Annotated in this window: 15 protein-coding genes; 9 read left to right on the forward strand and 6 right to left on the reverse strand. The window is 60.9% G+C overall.

Translation table 11 applies throughout. The annotated features are described in order from the left end of the window. Positions 1 to 125: 125 nt before the first annotated feature. The gene (bkdR, locus tag LCH64_RS25595; RefSeq protein WP_016985245.1) at positions 126 to 614 is read left to right on the forward strand and encodes a Bkd operon transcriptional regulator BkdR; all 489 of its coding nucleotides are present in this window, start codon (positions 126 to 128) and stop codon (positions 612 to 614) included. A 92-nt stretch (positions 615 to 706) separates the two neighbouring features. Here the strand turns inward: bkdR and LCH64_RS25600 are convergent, their stop codons facing one another. Further along, positions 707 to 1,570: an MBL fold metallo-hydrolase gene (locus tag LCH64_RS25600; RefSeq protein WP_045122395.1), complete on the reverse strand. Its 864-nt coding sequence runs from the start codon at positions 1,568 to 1,570 to the stop codon at positions 707 to 709. 91 nt (positions 1,571 to 1,661) lie between these two features. On the opposite strand from LCH64_RS25600, the gene LCH64_RS25605 reads away from it, so the two are divergent. From LCH64_RS25605 to LCH64_RS25625, 5 genes are all read left to right on the forward strand, one after another. Beyond that, positions 1,662 to 2,003 carry a metalloregulator ArsR/SmtB family transcription factor gene (locus LCH64_RS25605; protein WP_103484670.1) on the forward strand — a complete coding sequence of 114 codons (342 nt, stop codon included), beginning with the start codon at positions 1,662 to 1,664 and terminating at the stop codon, positions 2,001 to 2,003. 168 nt (positions 2,004 to 2,171) lie between these two features. Beyond that, on the forward strand, positions 2,172 to 3,416 hold the full coding sequence (locus tag LCH64_RS25610) for an FAD/NAD(P)-binding oxidoreductase (protein ID WP_226501669.1): 1,245 nt from the start codon (positions 2,172 to 2,174) through the stop codon (positions 3,414 to 3,416). A 9-nt stretch (positions 3,417 to 3,425) separates the two neighbouring features. Further along, positions 3,426 to 4,226, forward strand: coding sequence for a sulfite exporter TauE/SafE family protein (locus tag LCH64_RS25615; RefSeq protein WP_226501670.1), 801 nt, complete (start codon positions 3,426 to 3,428; stop codon positions 4,224 to 4,226). Between the two features lie 180 nt (positions 4,227 to 4,406). Continuing rightward, on the forward strand, positions 4,407 to 6,062 hold the full coding sequence (locus tag LCH64_RS25620; RefSeq protein ID WP_226501671.1) for an MFS transporter: 1,656 nt from the start codon (positions 4,407 to 4,409) through the stop codon (positions 6,060 to 6,062). Then, positions 6,059 to 7,201, forward strand: a complete 1,143-nt coding sequence (locus tag LCH64_RS25625) for an HlyD family secretion protein (RefSeq protein WP_226501672.1) — start codon at positions 6,059 to 6,061, stop codon at positions 7,199 to 7,201. Before LCH64_RS25620 ends, LCH64_RS25625 begins: the two co-directional genes overlap by 4 nt. Before the next feature lie 121 nt (positions 7,202 to 7,322). Here the strand turns inward: LCH64_RS25625 and copD are convergent, their stop codons facing one another. After that, positions 7,323 to 8,180, reverse strand: coding sequence for a copper homeostasis membrane protein CopD (gene copD, locus LCH64_RS25630; RefSeq protein WP_226501673.1), 858 nt, complete (start codon positions 8,178 to 8,180; stop codon positions 7,323 to 7,325). Between the two features lie 3 nt (positions 8,181 to 8,183). Then, positions 8,184 to 8,546 carry a copper homeostasis periplasmic binding protein CopC gene (copC, locus tag LCH64_RS25635; RefSeq protein ID WP_103520729.1) on the reverse strand — a complete coding sequence of 121 codons (363 nt, stop codon included), beginning with the start codon at positions 8,544 to 8,546 and terminating at the stop codon, positions 8,184 to 8,186. A gap of 138 nt (positions 8,547 to 8,684) precedes the next feature. Between copC and LCH64_RS25640 the strand changes: the two genes are divergently transcribed. Continuing rightward, positions 8,685 to 9,305: a TetR/AcrR family transcriptional regulator gene (locus tag LCH64_RS25640; RefSeq protein ID WP_201137950.1), complete on the forward strand. Its 621-nt coding sequence runs from the start codon at positions 8,685 to 8,687 to the stop codon at positions 9,303 to 9,305. A gap of 117 nt (positions 9,306 to 9,422) precedes the next feature. On the opposite strand, the gene preA is transcribed toward LCH64_RS25640, so the two are convergent. The 3 genes from preA to hydA all read right to left on the reverse strand — a co-directional run bounded on the left by preA (position 9,423) and on the right by hydA (position 13,712). After that, positions 9,423 to 10,697 carry an NAD-dependent dihydropyrimidine dehydrogenase subunit PreA gene (gene preA, locus LCH64_RS25645; protein WP_226501674.1) on the reverse strand — a complete coding sequence of 425 codons (1,275 nt, stop codon included), beginning with the start codon at positions 10,695 to 10,697 and terminating at the stop codon, positions 9,423 to 9,425. Then, positions 10,698 to 12,065 (reverse strand): NAD(P)-dependent oxidoreductase, encoded by a 1,368-nt coding sequence (locus tag LCH64_RS25650; protein WP_226501675.1) that lies wholly within the window; start codon positions 12,063 to 12,065, stop codon positions 10,698 to 10,700. It lies immediately after the preceding gene. Positions 12,066 to 12,272: 207 nt separating this feature from the next. Beyond that, positions 12,273 to 13,712, reverse strand: a complete 1,440-nt coding sequence (gene hydA / locus LCH64_RS25655; RefSeq protein WP_226501676.1) for a dihydropyrimidinase — start codon at positions 13,710 to 13,712, stop codon at positions 12,273 to 12,275. A gap of 625 nt (positions 13,713 to 14,337) precedes the next feature. Here hydA and LCH64_RS25660 point away from each other — a divergent pair. Together LCH64_RS25660 and LCH64_RS25665 are read left to right on the forward strand one after the other, a co-directional pair. Next, positions 14,338 to 15,822, forward strand: coding sequence for an NCS1 family nucleobase:cation symporter-1 (locus LCH64_RS25660; RefSeq protein WP_226501677.1), 1,485 nt, complete (start codon positions 14,338 to 14,340; stop codon positions 15,820 to 15,822). Between the two features lie 142 nt (positions 15,823 to 15,964). Next, on the forward strand, positions 15,965 to 17,248 hold the full coding sequence (locus tag LCH64_RS25665) for a Zn-dependent hydrolase (protein ID WP_226501678.1): 1,284 nt from the start codon (positions 15,965 to 15,967) through the stop codon (positions 17,246 to 17,248). The last annotated feature ends 58 nt before the right edge of the window (positions 17,249 to 17,306 follow it).

Raw genomic sequence — 17,306 nt, forward strand, 5'->3', positions numbered from 1 at the left:
AGAAATCTTGTCCTACAACAATCATAGGCCCGGCCAAGAAGAATATTTCTCTCTGTTTCGTTGCGCTGGAGACGATTTGCAGATAGAAAATCTGCATAAACATAAAAAACAGGTGGTTTTGTCTCATGCGCAAACTGGACCGTACCGACATCGGCATTCTCAACAGCCTTCAGGAGAACGCGCGCATCACCAACGCCGACCTCGCGCGCTCGGTGAACCTGTCGCCGACACCGTGTTTCAACCGGGTCAAGGCGATGGAAGAATTAGGCCTGATTCGCGAACAGGTGACGCTGCTGGATGCCGATCTGCTGGGCCTGCACGTGAACGTGTTCATTCACGTCAGCCTGGAGAAACAGGTCGAGGAAGCGTTGCAGCATTTCGAAGAGGCGATCTCCGACCGCCCCGAGGTGATGGAGTGCTACCTGATGGCCGGCGACCCGGACTATCTGATCCGGGTGCTGGTGCCGACCATTCAGTCGTTGGAGCGGTTCATGATGGACTTTCTGACCAAGGTGCCGGGGGTGGCGAACATCCGCTCAAGCTTTGCGCTCAAGCAGGTGCGCTACAAGACGGCACTGCCGTTGCCGGCGAATGGGTTGACGTTGGGGTCTTGAAGATCAAAAGATCGCAGCCTGCGGCAGCTCCTACACCGGGCACGCATAAGTGATACTCCTGTAGGAGCTGCCGCAGGCTGCGATCTTTTGCTTTAAAGCTTGTTGATCGGCACCTTCAGATAAACCACACCGTTATCCTCGGCCGCTGGAAAATTCCCCGCCCGTACATTCACCTGAATCGCCGGCAGCAACAGTGTCGGCATGCCTAGCCCCGCATCGCGCTTGGTACGCATCTCGACAAACGCCGCCTCATCGATTCCGTCATGCACATGAATATTGCTCCTGCGCTGCTCACCGACGGTGGTCTGGCATTGCGCGGTGCGGCCTTCGGGCGGGTAGTCGTGGCAGACGTAGAGTTTTACGCTGGCGGGGAAGGCCAGCAGTTTGTGGATCGAATTGAACAATTGATGCGCGTTGCCGCCTGGGAAGTCGCAGCGGGCGGTGCCGACGTCAGGCATGAACAGCGTGTCGCCGACCAGAATCTGTTCGCCATCGATCAGGTAGGCCATGTCCGCCGGGGTGTGGCCGGGGACGTGCAGGGCGGTGGCCTTGAGGTTGCCGATCATGAACGACTCGTTCGGGGCGAACAGGTGATCGAACTGCGAGCCGTCGACGCAGAATTCCGGTTCCAGATTGAATAGCGCCTTGAACACGTTCTGCACTTTGCTGATCGACTGGCCGATCGCGATCCTGCCGCCGAGTTCGCGGCGCAGGTACGGCGCGGCTGACAGGTGATCGGCGTGGGCGTGGGTTTCCAGTAGCCATTGCACCTGCAAGCGGTGTTCACGGACGAAAGCGATGATTTTGTCGGCCTGCACCGTGCAGGTGCGCCCGGCGGCGCCGTCGTAATCGAGTACCGGATCGACGATTGCACACTGCCCGCCATCGGCTTCATAGACCACATAGCTGTAGGTCGAGGAGGCGGGGTCGAGGAAAGCTTCAATCTGCGCGGGCATGGACACGAACCTGAACAAGGGAAATGGGTTGCAACACTTTATCTAAAAACATAATGTTCGCAGCTTAAGTGACGTTGAAGGCATCGTGCAAATGCAATCCAGTCTGACCGAATGTGAAGTCGCCCAATTGCGGGCGTCCGCCTCCAAGGCCTGTACGCTGCTCAAGGCGCTGGCCAATGAGGATCGCCTGTTGATCCTCTGCCAGTTGACTCAGGGCGAGCGCAACGTCGGCGAGCTGGAAAAAATGACCGGCGTGCGCCAGCCGACGCTGTCCCAGCAACTGGGCATCCTGCGCGATGAAGGCCTGGTGGCGACTCGTCGCGAAGGCAAGTACATCTTTTACGGTTTGGCCAGTCCTGAAGTGATTCAGGTGATGAAAACCCTCTCCGGGCTGTATTGCGGGGCGGTGCTCAAGAGCTGGGGTCATCCATAAATGTCAGCTAACACCTCCATCCCCTGTGGGAGCGGGCTTGCTCGCGAAGGCGTCGTATCAGTCGACATTAATGTTGAATGATCTACCGTTTTCGCGAGCAAGCCCGCTCCCACATTGATTTTATGTGAAGGCCAAGAAATCCTTGCGTGCAGCAATAAGGAACAAGCAATGAACGATCAACACTGGGGCCCATCCATCAGTGCAGATATCGTGGTCATCGGCGGCGGCACCGCCGGCATCGGCTTCGTCGCCAGTCTGCTCAAGCGTGATCCCACTCTGAAAATCACTGTGATCGAGCCAAGCGCCCAGCATTACTACCAACCGGCGTGGACGCTGGTCGGCGGTGGCGCCTATGACGTCAAGGACACCGCACGACCGATGGGCCAGGTGATGCCGCGTCAGGCCACTTGGATTCAAGCGGCAGTCACCGCCATTGATCCCGACACACGTCAACTCACCCTCAACGATCAACGCCGCGTCAGCTACCAAAACCTGATCGTCTGTCCCGGCTTGCGTCTGGCCTGGGAGAAGATCGAAGGCTTGCAGGAAAGCCTCGGCCAGCATGGCGTGACCTCCAATTACAGCTATCAGCATTCGCAGTACACCTGGGATCAGGTGCAGAAACTGCGCGGCGGCAAGGCGCTGTTCACCCAGCCGGCGATGCCGATCAAATGCGCCGGGGCACCGCAGAAAGCGTTGTACCTGTCCTGCGATCACTGGCGCAAAACCGGCGTGCTGAACAACATTGACGTCGAATTCAACCTGGCCGGCGCGGCGCTGTTCGGTGTCGCGACCTTCGTGCCGCCACTGATGAAGTACATCGAAAAGTACAACGCGCAACTGGCCTTCAATGCCAACCTCGTCAAGGTCGACGGCCCGGCGAAAACCGCGTGGTTCGAGATCAAGGACGCTGACGGCAACGTCACCACCCAGGCGAAAAGCTTCGATCTGCTGCATGTCGTGCCGCCGCAAGTCTCGCCGGATTTCATCGCTCAGAGCTTGTTGGCCGACGCTGGCGGCTGGTGCGAAGTGAACCCGCACAGCCTGCAGCATCTGCGCTACCCGGAAGTGTTCGCCATTGGCGACATCTGCGGCACTAGCAATGCGAAAACCGCTGCGGCCGTGCGCAAGCAGGTTGTGGTGGTCGCGGAAAACCTTTTGGCGCTGCGCAAGCAAAAGCCTATGCCGCTGAAGTACGACGGCTACGGTTCCTGCCCGCTGACGGTGGAGAAGGGCAAGGTGATCCTCGCCGAGTTCGGCTACGGCGGGAAGTTGCTGCCGACCTTCGCGCTCGATGCGACCGTACCGCGCCGCTCGGCGTGGTTTCTCAAGGCGACGCTGCTGCCGTGGTTCTACTGGAACGGCATGCTCAAGGGCCGCGAGTGGCTGACTGGTCTGTCCAAGGTTGACTGAGTAAATCCTATGTTGCTGGCAAGTCTGTTTGGCGTGTTGATGGGGTTGATTCTCGGGCTCACCGGGGCGGGCGGCGGGATTCTCGCGGTGCCGGCGCTGGTGCTGGGCCTTGGCTGGACGATGACGCAAGCGGCGCCGGTCGCGTTGTTTGCGGTCGGCAGTGCGGCGGCGGTCGGGGCGATTGATGGCTTGCGCCATGGGCTGGTGCGCTATCGCGCAGCGCTGCTGATTGCGGCGCTCGGTGCGGTTTTTTCGCCGGTGGGGATTTATTTCGCGCACCAGTTGCCTGAGAAGATTCTGATGATCCTCTTCAGCCTGCTGATGGTCATGGTCGCTTGGCGCATGCTGCGCCGTGAGCGTCAGCACGAATGGCCGAGCGATCACGGCCACGCGAGCTGGGGCCAGAAAAACTGCATGCTGAATGAAGAGACCGGGCGTTTCGACTGGACCGCCAAATGCACCGCGACACTGGCGGCATTGGGCGCGGTCACGGGCGTGGTGTCGGGACTGCTCGGCGTCGGCGGTGGCTTCCTGATCGTCCCGGCGTTCAAGCAACTGACCGACGTGCAGATGCGCGGCATTGTTGCGACGTCGTTGATGGTGATCAGCCTGATTTCCGCCATTGGCGTGATCGGCTCCTTCCATGCCGGAGTGCGCATCGACAGCCTTGGCGTGGCGTTCATCATCGCCAGCATTGTCGGCATGATCATCGGCCGCAAACTCTGCGCCCGGGTTCCGGCGCGGACGTTGCAGGTGGGCTTTGCCAGTGTGTGCCTGGTGGTCGCGGCTTACATGATGCTGCGCGCCTGACACAAAACTCCCGGTCCGACATTTGACCCTGTAGGAGTGAGCCTGCTCGCGATAGCGGTTTAGTATTCAACATTGATGCTGACTGACACTGCGCTATCGCGAGCAGGCTCACTCCTACAGGGGATGTGTGTTTTGTCGTTGATTGCGGCAAACTCAGACATCCCCAAACAAGGCCTTTCAATGGATCGATACGCCCCGCGCAACTGGCAGCCACACGAGAAGCCCAGTCTGCCCGGTTCCCCCTCGACGCCGCTGCACTCCAACCCCAAGCGCCTGGCCTATGCGCTGGTCGGGTTGCTGGTGGCGGTGACCGGTGGTCTGGGCAACTCGCTGGTGGTCGCCAACCTGCCTTACCTGCAAGGCGCGCTGGGCGCGACTACGGCGGAGATGGCCTGGCTGCCGGCCGCCTACGTGATGACCAACGTGTCGATGAACCTGCTGCTGGTGAAGTTTCGTCAGCAGTTCGGCCTGCGTGCATTCACCGAAGTGTTTCTGGTGCTGTATGCGCTGGTGACCTTCGGCCACCTGTTCGTCAACGACTTGAGCTCGGCCATCGCGGTGCGTGCGGCGCACGGCATGGTCGGTGCGGCACTGAGTTCGCTGGGTCTGTATTACATGATCCAGGCGTTTCCGGCCAAGTGGCGGCTGAAGGCGTTGGTGCTCGGGCTCGGCGCCTCACAACTGGCCTTGCCGCTGGCGCGCTTGTTCTCCGAGGACTTGCTGCAGATTGCCGAATGGCGCGGCTTGTACCTGTTCGAATTGGGCATGGCGTTGCTGTCGCTGGGCTGCGTGCTGTTGCTCAAGTTGCCGCCCGGTGACCGCTTCAAGACCTTCGAACCGCTGGATTTTCTCACCTTCGCGATTCTCGCCAGCGGCGTGGCACTGCTTTGCGCGGTGTTGTCGCTGGGGCGGATCGATTGGTGGCTGGAGGCCAACTGGATCGGCTATGCGCTGGCGGCCTCGATTGCCCTGATCCTCGCGGGACTGGCGATCGAGCACAATCGCAGCAACCCGATGCTGATGACCCGTTGGCTCGGCAGTGGCACGATGATCCGCCTGGCGCTGGCGGTGACCCTGATTCGCATGGTGACGTCGGAGCAGTCCACCGGCGCCGTCGGTTTCATGCAGAACCTCAACATGGGTTATGAGCAGTTGCACAGCCTGTACGTGGTGATGCTGATCGGCAGCGTTGCCGGGCTGGCGACCAGCGCGCTGACCATCGATCCCAAGCATCTGCTGATGCCGCTGATCATCTCGCTGGCGCTGATGGCGACCGGTTCGGTGATGGACAGTTTTTCCAATAACCTGACCCGCCCGGCGAACCTGTATTTCAGTCAGTTCCTGCTGGCCTTCGGCAGCACGTTTTTCCTCGGCCCGACCATGGTTTTCGGCACGCGCAACGTGCTGACCAACCCGCGCAACCTGGTGAGTTTTTCGGTGTTGTTCGGGATCTGCAACAATCTCGGCGGCTTGCTCGGCGCGGCGTTGTTGGGCACGTTCCAGATCGTGCGCGAGAAATTCCACTCCAGTCACCTGGTCGAGCACCTGACGTTGTCCGATCCGCTGGTGTCTGCCCGCGTGCAGAGCGGCGGTTCGGCCTATGGCTCCTTGCTGGCCGACCCGAGCCTGCGCAATCTGGCCGGGATTCGCAGTCTGTCCAACGCGGCGACCCGCGAAGCCAACGTACTGGCCTATAACGATGTGTTCATGCTGATCGCCGTGATTGCGGTGCTGACCATGATCTGGCTGTCCATTCGTGCGCTGTGGCTGATGAGCACCACCAAAGCCGTCGACCCAGCGCCTTCCGTACCTCCTAGCGGTGCCTCCAATTCATGACCGAACCGACCACCACAACCACCAATGCCATCGCCGCCACCCCGGAAGGCGTGGCGCCGCCGTCCTCGCCGAACACCGAGCCACGCTCGTTGCGGGTGCGGGTCATCTCGTCGCTGGGCTTTGCCGCGATTGCCATCATCGGCGTACTGATCGTGCTGTACGCCTGGCAGTTGCCGCCGTTCAGCAGCGCGGTCGAGACCACTGAAAACGCTTTGGTGCGCGGCCAGGTGACGATCATCGGCCCGCAACTCAGCGGTTACGTGTTTGAAGTGCCGGTGCAGGACTTCCAGTACGTGAAGGCCGGCGATTTGCTGGTGCGCCTGGACGACCGGATTTATCAGCAGCACCTCGACCAGGCACTGGCGCAACTGGCAGTGCAGAAGGCCTCGCTGGCCAATGTGGTGCAGCAACGCAACAGCGCCGAAGCGACGATCAAGCTGCGTCAGGCGGTGGTGGCCGACAGTGAAGCGCAGTTGCGCAAAAGCGAGGCGGATCTGCGCCGTAACAAGGAGCTGGTGAGCGACGGTTCGGTGTCCAAGCGCGAAATGGACGTGGCCCTGGCGGCCAACGCGCAGGGCATTGCGGCGGTGGCGCAGGCCAAGGCCAACCTGGAAATCGCCCGTCAGGACCTGCAAACGGTGATCGTCAATCGCGGCTCGCTGGAAGCGGCAGTTGCCAGCGCTGAAGCGGCGGTGCAACTGGCGCGAATCGATTTGTCGAACACCCGCATCGTCGCCCCGCGTGACGGCCAGCTCGGGCAGATCGGTGTGCGCCTGGGCGCTTACGTCAACTCCGGGGCGCAGTTGATGGCGCTGGTGCCGAACCAGAAATGGGTGATCGCCAACATGAAGGAAACCCAGATGGACAACGTGCGGGTCGGGCAGCCGGTGCGCTTCACCGTCGATGCACTGAACCACCGCAGATTCACTGGCCATGTGCAGCACATCTCACCGGCAACCGGCTCTGAATTCGCGTTGTTGCAGGCAGACAATGCCACCGGCAACTTCGTGAAAATCGCCCAGCGAGTGCCGGTGCGGATCACCATTGATGAGGGCCAGCAGGAAGAGGAACGCCTGCGACCGGGGATGTCGGTGGTGGTCAGCATCGATACTGCAGCGGGCGACACACAACCGCATTGACCTCCACAGATCCCCTGTAGGAGTGAGCCTGCTCGCGATAGCGTTATCTCAGTCACTGAGGCGTTTACTGATATACCGCTATCGCGAGCAGGCTCACTCCTACAAGGGAGTCGCGGCGCTTTCAGGTTGCAATCATCGGCGGCAGGGTACCGAGTAGCGACACGGCGGCAACCGCACCGATCCCCAACAGCCACTCCAGCACCACACTGCGCTTGAGCGCGCCCATCCGCTGTTCACAATCATCAATCCGCAAGCGGTTGAACAGCGCCAGGGCGAGCATGCCTGCCACCAGCAACGCCTTGATCAGCAGAATCAAGGCAAACCCGGCGAACAAGGGCGTCGGCCACCATTGGCCGGTCAGCACGCGTACGTTGATCAGCCCGGTGATCAGCAGCCCCCCAACGATCGCGTAACCGACACCGCTGAAGCGTTGCAGGATCCGGCTTATCGCTTCGCCAGGCTGACGCAGGATCAACACCAGCAACAACAACCCGCCGAGCCATGCGGCCACGCACGTCAGGTGAATGATCTGGTTGAGAATCAGCAGTTGCCCGCTCAGACCATCGAGCATCGCACCGTGACCGACCGGTGCCAGCGTCGCCAGCAACAATCCGCTCAAGCCCAGGCGTAACGGCACGCTCGATCGCCAAGGTGTAAATAACAACGCCAGCAACAGCGCGTTGATCAGCAGATGCCAGCGCCAGACCTGCCCGAAAAAGGTATTGCCGAGCACTACTTCAATGGTGTCCGGGTCGAACGCGGCCGCCGCCGAGCCGGCCATGCTTGCGGTGATCAACAGCGCCCAGGTGACACCGCTGAACAGCGCAATCGCCGTCAGCCAGCGCGCCAGTTGTGTCAGATGCCGATCCAGTGTCGGCACGGGCGCCTTGAGCAGCAGCGGCCGGAACAGCCAGGCGCCGAACACCATCAATACCGCGCTGAAATGCACAAAGCGACACAGCACCAGCGCTTCACTCATGAATTATTGGCCGACCTTGAATGTGTAGGCGCCTTCGCTCTTGTGTGTATCGACCGACACCGCGTGCCATTCGACTTTGTATTCACCGGCGTCGAGTGGTGCGGCGGGAGTGACGATCAGGGTTTTCTTTTCGTTCTCGGTGGTCAGCGCTTTGATCGCCACCGGGGCGCCATCGTGGGTCAGGCTGACCTTGGTGAAACTGGCTTCGACACCTTCGGAGAAAGTCAGGCGCAGATCGGCCGGTGCGGCGACGGTGCTGTCGGCGGCCGGCGTTGCACTTTTCAGGTGGGCGTGGGCGAAAACCGAAGATGCGGCGAACAGCGAAGCGAGCAGGGCAGTGGTGGTCAGGACATTCTTGAACAGCATCGCGGATACCTCTGAGGCAGGACAAAGAAATGCCAGTTTAGCCATCCGCAGACTTGCGCACGAAGTTTTATTTACAGCGGTCGCCCCCAGACCAGAGCGGATGCTAGTCTTCAACAACGTCGTTGTCAGGGAGCCCTCATGGGCAATCACAAGATCGAGATTCGTCGCAGTAACGTCGAGAAAATCCTGCTGGCGGCGGAAAAAGTCTTCGCCGAAAAAGGTTTCGGCGGCACCGCCATGGCCGACATCGCCGCCGAAGTGCAGCTGCCGCGTTCCAACCTGCATTACTACTTCTCGACCAAAAGCGAACTGTACAGCGCGGTGCTGTTCGACCTGCTGGAGGTGTGGAAACAGGACGCGCTGTGCTTTGAGATGTTCGATGACCCGCGGGTGGTGCTCAGCAGTTACATCCGCGCCAAGATGAACCACTCGCGCAGCCGGCCCTATGGTTCGAAAGTCTGGGCCAACGAGATCATCCACGGCGCGCCGACCCTCGGTGAGGCGCTGGATGTCAGCCTGTATGAGTGGGCGAAAATGAAGGAAGCGAAGATCCGCCAGTGGGTCGAGGACAAGCGGATTCTGCCGGTGGAACCGTCGAGCCTGCTGTACATGATCTGGGCCTCGACCCAGCACTATGCCGACTTCGATCATCAGGTGAATATTTTGAACGAGCATCAACCGCTGTCGGACATGCAGTTCGAGCGGGCGGTGCAGACGGTGACCAGTGTGATTTTGCGCGGGATCGGGTTGGAACCCTGATTGATGGGTTGAAGCTGATGAACCCTTCGCGAGCAAGCCCGCTCCCACATTTTGAAATGCATTCCAAATGTGGGAGCGGGCTTGCTCGCGAAGGCGTCAATTCAGACGCCGCCGACCTTAAGGGGAGACATGGTACGGATTGCGCGGATCATGATTCCAGTCCAGAAACGGCTTGCCCGTCTCCATCGGCACCATCTCGATGCAGTCCGCCACCGGGCAGGTGATCTGGCACAGATTGCAGCCGACACACTCATCATCGATCACTTCATATTTATGCGTGCCGTCAGCCTGTTTCAGGCTGCTGATCGCCTGGTGTGAAGTGTCTTCGCAAGCAATGTGGCAGCGCCCGCAACCAATACAGGCCTCCTGATCGATCTTGGCGATGACCTGATAGTTGATATCCAGGTACTTCCAGTCCGTGGTATTGCCCACCGCGCGGCCGGAAAACTCACTGATGCTGGCGTAGCCCTGACTGTCCATCCAGCGCGACAGCCCGTCCTTCATCTCCTCGACAATCCGGAAACCATGCAGCATCGCCGCCGTGCACACCTGCACCGCGCCGCTGCCCAGCGCCATGAATTCCGCCGCATCACGCCAACTGCCGATGCCGCCAATGCCGCAGATCGGCAGGCCTTGGGTCTGCGGATCACGAGCGATCTCGGCGACCATGTTCAGTGCAATCGGCTTGACCGCCGAACCGCAATAACCGCCGTGGGTGCTTTTGCTGCCGACGGTGGGCAGGGCGACCATGTGTTCCAGATCGACGCTGGTGATCGAGTTGATGGTGTTGATCAGCGACACCGCATCGGCGCCACCGCGATGCGCAGCGCGGGCAGCGACGCGGATGTCGGTGATGTTCGGCGTCAGCTTGACGATCACCGGCAGCGAGCAATAGGTCTTGCACCAGCGGGTGACCTGCTCGACGTATTCCGGCACCTGACCGACCGCCGCGCCCATGCCGCGCTCGGGCATGCCGTGCGGGCAACCGAAATTCAGCTCGATGCCATCGGCGCCGGTGGCTTCCACCAGCGGCAGGATGTGTTTCCACGATTCCTCGACACACGGCACCATCAGCGAGACGATCAGCGCGCGATCCGGCCAGTCTTTCTTGACCTGAGTGATCTCGCGCAGGTTGATCTCCAGCGAGCGGTCGGTGATCAGTTCGATGTTGTTGATCCCCAGCACTTCGCGGTTGTTGCCGTAGTGTGCCGAGTAGCGCGACGAGACGTTGACCGCTGCCGGGTCCTCGCCGAGGGTTTTCCAGACCACGCCACCCCAGCCGGCCTCGAAGGCGCGCACCACGTTGTAGGCCTTGTCGGTCGGCGGCGCGGAGGCCAGCCAGAATGGATTGGGGGCTTTGATGCCGGCGAAGACTATCGAGAGATCGGCCATTTACGCAGCCTCCACGTTGAGCATCAGTTGCGCGTTGATCGCCTCGGCGGCGAGTTTGCCATGCTGTACGGCTTGCACGGTGAGGTCCTGATCGAGGCTGGTGCAGTCACCGCCGGCATACACGCCGGGAATGCTGGTGCGCAGGTGGTCATCGACCTGAATCCGTTCGCCTTGACGCTTGAGTTCGCGGGCCAGCGGGTCGGCGAGGGCGCTGCTGTCGAAGGCCTGGCCGATGGCTTTGAAAATCGCATCGGCGGCCAGTTCGAAGGTTTCGCCAGTGCCTTGCAGGCGACCGTCGACCAGTTCGGTACGAGCGAAACGCATACCGCGAACATGGCCCTGATCGTCGAGCAGGACTTCCTCCGGTTGCGCCCAGGTCAGCAGGCGCACCTGATTGGCTTTGGCGATGTCTTGTTCGTGACCGGTGGCGCCCATGTCCGCCGCACCGCGGCGATACACCAGATTCACATCGCGGGCACCGAGGCGGGCCATTTGCACGGCCATGTCGATCGCGGTGTTGCCGGCGCCGAGGACGATGCAGCGCTCGGCCAGTGGCAGTTGCGTCAGGTCATCGGCCTGGCGCAGTTCACGGATGTAGTCGGTGGCGGCGAGCAGGCCGGGCGCGTCCTCGTGGGGCAGGCCGAGCTGTTTGCTGGCATTGAGACCGAGGCCGAGGAACACCGCGTCGAACTGCTGATGCAGCTCGCTGAGGGTCAGATTCTCGCCGAGCCTCTGTCCGTGACGGATTTCGATGCCGCCGATCTGCAGGAGGAAATCCAGCTCCTTCTGCGCGTAGTCGTCGACCAGTTTGTACTTGGCGATCCCGTATTCATTAAGGCCGCCAGCCTTCTCCCGGGCTTCGAAAATCACCACGTCATGCCCGTGCATCGCGCTGCGGTGGGCGCAGGACAACCCCGCCGGCCCGGCGCCGACCACGGCGATGCGTTTGCCGGTAGCGGCGCTGCGCTGAAACGGGTGTTCAGTGAAGTGCGTGTTGTCCACGGCGTAGCGCTGTAGCAGGCCGATCAGCACCGGCGCGCATTCCTGGGCGTTGTTACGCACGCAGGCTTGCTGGCAGAGGATTTCCGTGGGGCATACCCGCGCACAACTGCCGCCGAGGATGTTCGCCGAAAGAATTTTCTGCGCCGCACCGGGCACGTTGTCCTGATGGATATTGCGGATGAACGACGGAATGTCGATTTCGCTGGGGCACGCGTTGACGCACGGGGCGTCGTAGCAATACAGGCAGCGCGAGGCTTCCAGATGCGCCTGCCGGGCGTTGAGCGGTGGCGCCAGATCAGTGAAATGGCCGGCGAGGGCGGCCGCGCTTTCGTGCGGATGCGGGAGATGGTTCAGGGTCTCGATCACGGTTTTTTGCCTCACGGTTATTGAGGTTCTCTGCCTCTGTCGGGCAGTGGTTTTCGTCATACCCTGTGGCGAGGGAGCTTGCTCCCGCTGGACTGCGCAGCAGGCCCAAAACCATTCACTCCTGGGTATCAGGATGAGCGCATTGCCTGGTTTTGGGGCGGCTTCGCCACCCAGCGGGAGCAAGCTCCCTCGCCACAGGGGATCTGATCAGCGTTTAACCGCTGTGGGCTTGTGTAATTCAGCCCGCTTGCTCAGCAAATCAAACACCGCCGGATACGCCGGCCGTTCGATGTACCGTCCGGCCCCGCGCTCGGCGCGCAGGTCGCCGTCGGCCCAGACCACTTTGCCCTGGCTGACGGTATGGCTCGGCACGCCGCGCACGGTCTTGCCTTCGAAGATATTGAAGTCCACCTGCTGATGGTGGGTCTTGGCGGAGATGGTGCGGGTGCCTTGCGGATCCCACAGCACCAGGTCGGCATCGGCGCCGACGCGGATCGCGCCTTTGCGCGGGTAGAGGTTGAAGATTTTCGCGGTGTTGGTGGAGGTGAGGGCGACGAAGTCCTGCATCGACAAACGTCCGCTGTTGACCCCTTCATCCCACAGCACCGCCATGCGGTCTTCGATGCCGGCGGTGCCGTTGGGGATCTTGCTGAAGTCGTCGCGCCCGGCGGCTTTTTGCTCGGCGCAGAAGCAGCAGTGGTCAGTGGCGGTAGTGTGCAGATTGCCGCTTTGCAGGCCATGCCACAGCGCTTCCTGATGCCCGCGCGGGCGGAACGGCGGGCTCATCACGTAACCAGCGGCGGTCTGCCAGTCCGGGTGCTGGTAGACGCTGTCGTCGAGCAGCAAATGCCCGGCCAGCACTTCGCCGTACACCGGTTGACCCTTGCTGCGGGCATAGGTGATTTCGTCCAGCGCTTCCTTGGTCGAGACGTGCACCAGATACAACGGCGTGCCGATGGTTTCAGCGATGCGAATCGCCCGGCTCGCCGCTTCGCCTTCCACCTGCGATGGCCGCGACAATGGATGCGCCTCCGGCCCGGTGATGCCCTGGGCCATCAACTTGCGTTGCAGGTGATAGACTAGCTCGCCGTTTTCCGCATGCACGGTCGGCACCGCGCCGAGTTCCAGACAGCGCTCGAAACTCGCCACCAGCGTGTCGTCGGCGGCCATGATCGCGTTCTTGTAGGCCATGAAATGCTTGAAGCTGTTGATCCCGTGATGGCTGACCAGCTCGGCCATTTCCTCACGCACCTGTTCGCTCCACCAGGTGATCGCGACGTGGAAGCCATAGTCGGACGCAGACTTCTCGGCCCAGCCGCGCCACTGGTGAAACGCTTCCATCAGTGACTGCTGCGGATTGGGAATCACGAAGTCGATGATCGACGTGGTGCCCCCGGCCAGACCCGCCGCAGTGCCGCTGTAAAAGTCTTCGCTGGCCACGGTGCCCATGAAGGGCAGTTGCATGTGAGTGTGTGGATCGATGCCGCCGGGCATCAGGTATTGGCCGCTGCCGTCGAGCACTTCGGCGCCGGCAGGAATATCCAGGTTTTGACCAATGGCTTTGATCACGCCGTCGGCGCAATAGACGTCGGCGCGATAACTTTCATCATGGGTAACAACGGTGGCGCCACGGATCAACAGAGACATTCCGAGTTCCTCGCAGGCATGACCGACTTGTGCCGGTTCTAAATGTTTTATTGATGTACAACGCTGATCGGCGTATTCCTGTCAGCGATGTCAGGAATAGAAGCTAGTCGCAGTTCTGCAATTGATCAAGATTATTTTTTATAAGCTTATTGCTGTTTTAACTGCATGAAAAATAACGATAAAAAACGTAAATCACCAAAATGGTGAGGCTGTTCACCATTTTGACGCACTTGACAGGATGGAAATATGAGCAAGATTTCCTATGTGAAATCAGCTGCTTGAAGTTGAGCTGCGGCTGAGCGCCGGTGATGAAAAAAAGTGCAGTGCACCAGATTGAGTCCTGACCGTTCGAACAACTTGGCAGACGTTTAGCCTGAGCGTGCAGACAAGTTTTCGAGGACGCTTCCGGTGAATAATTAAAACCGTGACATATCAGAAAGTTGCAATGCGTTTGAACCACGGCCCGATGCGTAAGCGGGGCATCCGGCACGTTTATTGATGCCGCCGCTGACACCCTGGCCGGTGCAAGAAAGTTGTCAGTTCCTCCGGCCATCGTCCGGTTCGCACCTTGGTGTGCAGCCGTCTGATGAGCAAAAAAAATAATCAGAAGAACAGTGGAGCGGCCATGCAACAGAACAGATCGCAAGTGACCGAGCGCGACGGCTTGTTCGAACTCGAAGCCGGCAGCGACGTCCTCGACAGTCCCCGTTACAACCACGACATGGCACCGACCAAGGTGCGCGAACGAACCTGGAACAAATGGCACATCACCGCGCTGTGGATCGGCATGTCGGTGTGCGTGCCGACCTACACCCTCGGCGGGGTGCTCACCGCCTATTTCGGCCTCACCGTTGGTGAAGCGCTGATGGCGATTCTGCTGGCCAACGTCATCGTGCTGATCCCGTTGACGCTCAATGCCTTTCCCGGCACCAAGTACGGCATTCCATTCCCGGTGCTGCTGCGCTCGTCGTTCGGCGTGCTTGGCTCCAACGTGCCGTGTCTGATTCGCGCGCTGGTGGCGTGCGGCTGGTTCGGGATTCAAACGATGTTTGGCGGATTGGCGATTCACCTGTTTCTCGGCTCGATTTTCGACGGCTGGAAATCCCTCGGCGGAACCGGGGAGGTGATCGGTTTCATGATTTTCTGGTCGCTGAACCTGTGGGTGGTGATCCGCGGTGCCGAGTCGATCAAGTGGCTGGAAACCCTGTCTGCGCCGTTGTTGGTGGCAGTCGGCATCGGTTTGCTGGTGTGGGCCATGCCCAATGTGTCGATGACCGAGTTGCTGGCGATTCCACCGAAACGCCCGGAAGGCGCCAGTGTGGTCAGTTACTTCGCTGCCGGGCTGACCGCGATGGTGGGTTTCTGGGCCACGCTGTCGCTGAACATTCCCGACTTCAGCCGCTACGCCAAAAGCCAGAAGGATCAGATCCTCGGGCAGATTTTCGGCCTGCCGCTGACCATGTTCCTTTTCGCCTCACTCGGTGTGGTGATGACCGCCGCTTCGGTGAAACTGGTCGGCGTCACCGTGTCGGATCCGGTCAGTCTGATCGGCCATATCCAGAGCCCGATGTGGGTCGCGTTAGCCATGGCGCTGATCATCATCGCCACGCTGTCGACCAACACCGCCGCGAACATCGTTTCGCCGACCAATGATTTCCAGAACATCGCGCCCAAGGTGATCAATCGCACCAAAGCGGTGTTGCTCACCGGCTTCGTCGGGTTGGCGCTGATGGCTCACGAGCTGCTGAAAAAGCTGGGCCTGATCGTGTCCGATGTCAGCCTGGAAACCGTGTATTCCAACTGGCTGCTGGGCTATTCGAGCCTGCTCGGGCCGATCGCCGGGATCATGGTGGTGGACTATTTCCTCATCAAGAAACAGCAACTGGACCTGGCCGGGCTGTATCGCGACGACGTGTATCCGGCGTGGAACTGGGCCGGTTTTACCGCGTTTGGCGTGCCGGTGGTGCTGACCTTGCTGTCGTTGGGCAGCGATGCGTTCAGCTGGTTCTACAGCTATGGCTGGTTTACCGGCTCGGCGCTGGGTGGGGTCATTTATTACGGGTTGTGTTCGATGCGAAGCAGCCCGTCTGTTGTGAAATCTTCGGTGTGAGGGATGGCCCCTTCGCGAGCAAGCCCGCTCCCACATTTTGGAATGCGTTCACCTGTGGGAGCGGGCTTGCTCGCGAAGGCGGCCTCAAACCCACCAAAGAATTACCTGAAGACACTCATAAGAACTGCCTGAGGAGATCAACATGAACGCAGCCGTAGACGTTCTGCAATCCACCCATCAGCACATCAACCGCGACCGCCTCTGGGCCTCGCTCATGGAACTGGCCAAGCTCGGCGCCACGGTCAAGGGCGGGGTCTGTCGCCTGGCCCTGACCGACCTCGACCGCCAGGCCCGCGACCTGTTCGTGCAGTGGTGCAAGGACGCCGGGTGCAGCGTCGCGGTGGATGAAGTCGGCAATATCTTCGCCCGTCGCCCGGGACGCAATCCGAACCTGCCGCCGGTGATGACCGGCAGCCACATCGACACCCAGCCCACCGGCGGCAAGTTCGACGGCTGCTTCGGCGTGCTCGCCGGCGTCGAAGTGCTGCGCACCCTCAATGACCTCGGCGTGGAGACCGAAGCACCGCTGGAAGTGGTGGTCTGGACCAACGAAGAAGGCTCGCGCTTCGCCCCGTGCATGATGGGCTCCGGGGTGTTCGCGGAAAAATTCACCCTCGAAGAAACCCTGGCCAAGGTCGATGCCGATGGCGTCACCGTCGGCGAAGCCCTGAATGCCATCGGCTATGCCGGACCACGCAAAGTCAGCGGGCACAAGGTGGGTGCCTATTTCGAGGCTCACATCGAGCAAGGCCCGATCCTCGAAGACGAGCAGAAAACCATCGGCGTGGTACTCGGCGCCCTCGGGCAAAAATGGTTCGACCTGAAACTGCGCGGCGTCGAAGCCCACGCCGGACCAACCCCGATGCACCTGCGCAAGGACGCCCTGGTCGGCGCCTCGGTGATCGTCGGCGCGGTCAACCGCGCGGCCCTCGGCCACCAACCCCATGCCTGCGGCACCGTCGGTTGCCTGCAAGCCTATCCCGGCTCGCGCAACGTCATCCCCGGCGAAGTGCGCATGACCCTCGACTTCCGGCATCTGCAACCGGAGCGGCTGGACTCAATGATCGCCGAGGTCAAGCAAGTCATCGATACCACCTGCGAAGAGCACGGCCTGACCTACGAACTGACCCCGACCGCCGACTTCCCGCCGCTGTACTTCGAAAAAGGCTGCGTAGAAGCCGTGCGCGGTGCGGCGCAAGGCCTGGGCCTGTCACACATGGACATCGTCAGTGGCGCGGGACACGACGCAATCTTCCTCGCCGAACTCGGCCCGGCGGGAATGATCTTCGTACCGTGCGAGGGCGGGATCAGCCACAACGAAATCGAGAATGCCGCGCCGGCTGATCTGGCGGCCGGGTGTGCGGTGTTGCTGCGGGCGATGCTCGCGGCTTCGGCGATGGTGGCTGCTGGTAAAGCCGCGGCCTGAAGATCAAAAGATCGCAGCCTGCGGCAGCTCCTACAGTTGGATTGCATTCAACCTGTAG

It is taken from the genome of Pseudomonas sp. MWU16-30322 (genome assembly GCF_020515535.1).
GTDB classification, from domain to species: Bacteria; Pseudomonadota; Gammaproteobacteria; order Pseudomonadales; family Pseudomonadaceae; genus Aquipseudomonas; species Aquipseudomonas fluorescens_H.

Excerpts from the sequence above, each read along its gene's own strand:
- LCH64_RS25615 (WP_226501670.1), top strand. The coding sequence starts at position 3,426 with ATGTTGCTGGCAAGTCTGTTTGGCGTGTTGATGGGGTTGATTCTCGGG.
- LCH64_RS25640 (WP_201137950.1), top strand. The coding sequence starts at position 8,685 with ATGGGCAATCACAAGATCGAGATTCGTCGCAGTAACGTCGAGAAAATC.
- LCH64_RS25665 (WP_226501678.1), top strand. The coding sequence starts at position 15,965 with ATGAACGCAGCCGTAGACGTTCTGCAATCCACCCATCAGCACATCAAC.
- preA (WP_226501674.1), bottom strand. The coding sequence starts at position 10,697 with ATGGCCGATCTCTCGATAGTCTTCGCCGGCATCAAAGCCCCCAATCCA.
- bkdR (WP_016985245.1), top strand. The coding sequence starts at position 126 with ATGCGCAAACTGGACCGTACCGACATCGGCATTCTCAACAGCCTTCAG.
- LCH64_RS25600 (WP_045122395.1), bottom strand. The coding sequence starts at position 1,570 with ATGCCCGCGCAGATTGAAGCTTTCCTCGACCCCGCCTCCTCGACCTAC.
- copD (WP_226501673.1), bottom strand. The coding sequence starts at position 8,180 with ATGAGTGAAGCGCTGGTGCTGTGTCGCTTTGTGCATTTCAGCGCGGTA.
- LCH64_RS25620 (WP_226501671.1), top strand. The coding sequence starts at position 4,407 with ATGGATCGATACGCCCCGCGCAACTGGCAGCCACACGAGAAGCCCAGT.
- LCH64_RS25610 (WP_226501669.1), top strand. The coding sequence starts at position 2,172 with ATGAACGATCAACACTGGGGCCCATCCATCAGTGCAGATATCGTGGTC.
- LCH64_RS25660 (WP_226501677.1), top strand. The coding sequence starts at position 14,338 with ATGCAACAGAACAGATCGCAAGTGACCGAGCGCGACGGCTTGTTCGAA.
- copC (WP_103520729.1), bottom strand. The coding sequence starts at position 8,546 with ATGCTGTTCAAGAATGTCCTGACCACCACTGCCCTGCTCGCTTCGCTG.
- LCH64_RS25625 (WP_226501672.1), top strand. The coding sequence starts at position 6,059 with ATGACCGAACCGACCACCACAACCACCAATGCCATCGCCGCCACCCCG.
- hydA (WP_226501676.1), bottom strand. The coding sequence starts at position 13,712 with ATGTCTCTGTTGATCCGTGGCGCCACCGTTGTTACCCATGATGAAAGT.
- LCH64_RS25605 (WP_103484670.1), top strand. The coding sequence starts at position 1,662 with ATGCAATCCAGTCTGACCGAATGTGAAGTCGCCCAATTGCGGGCGTCC.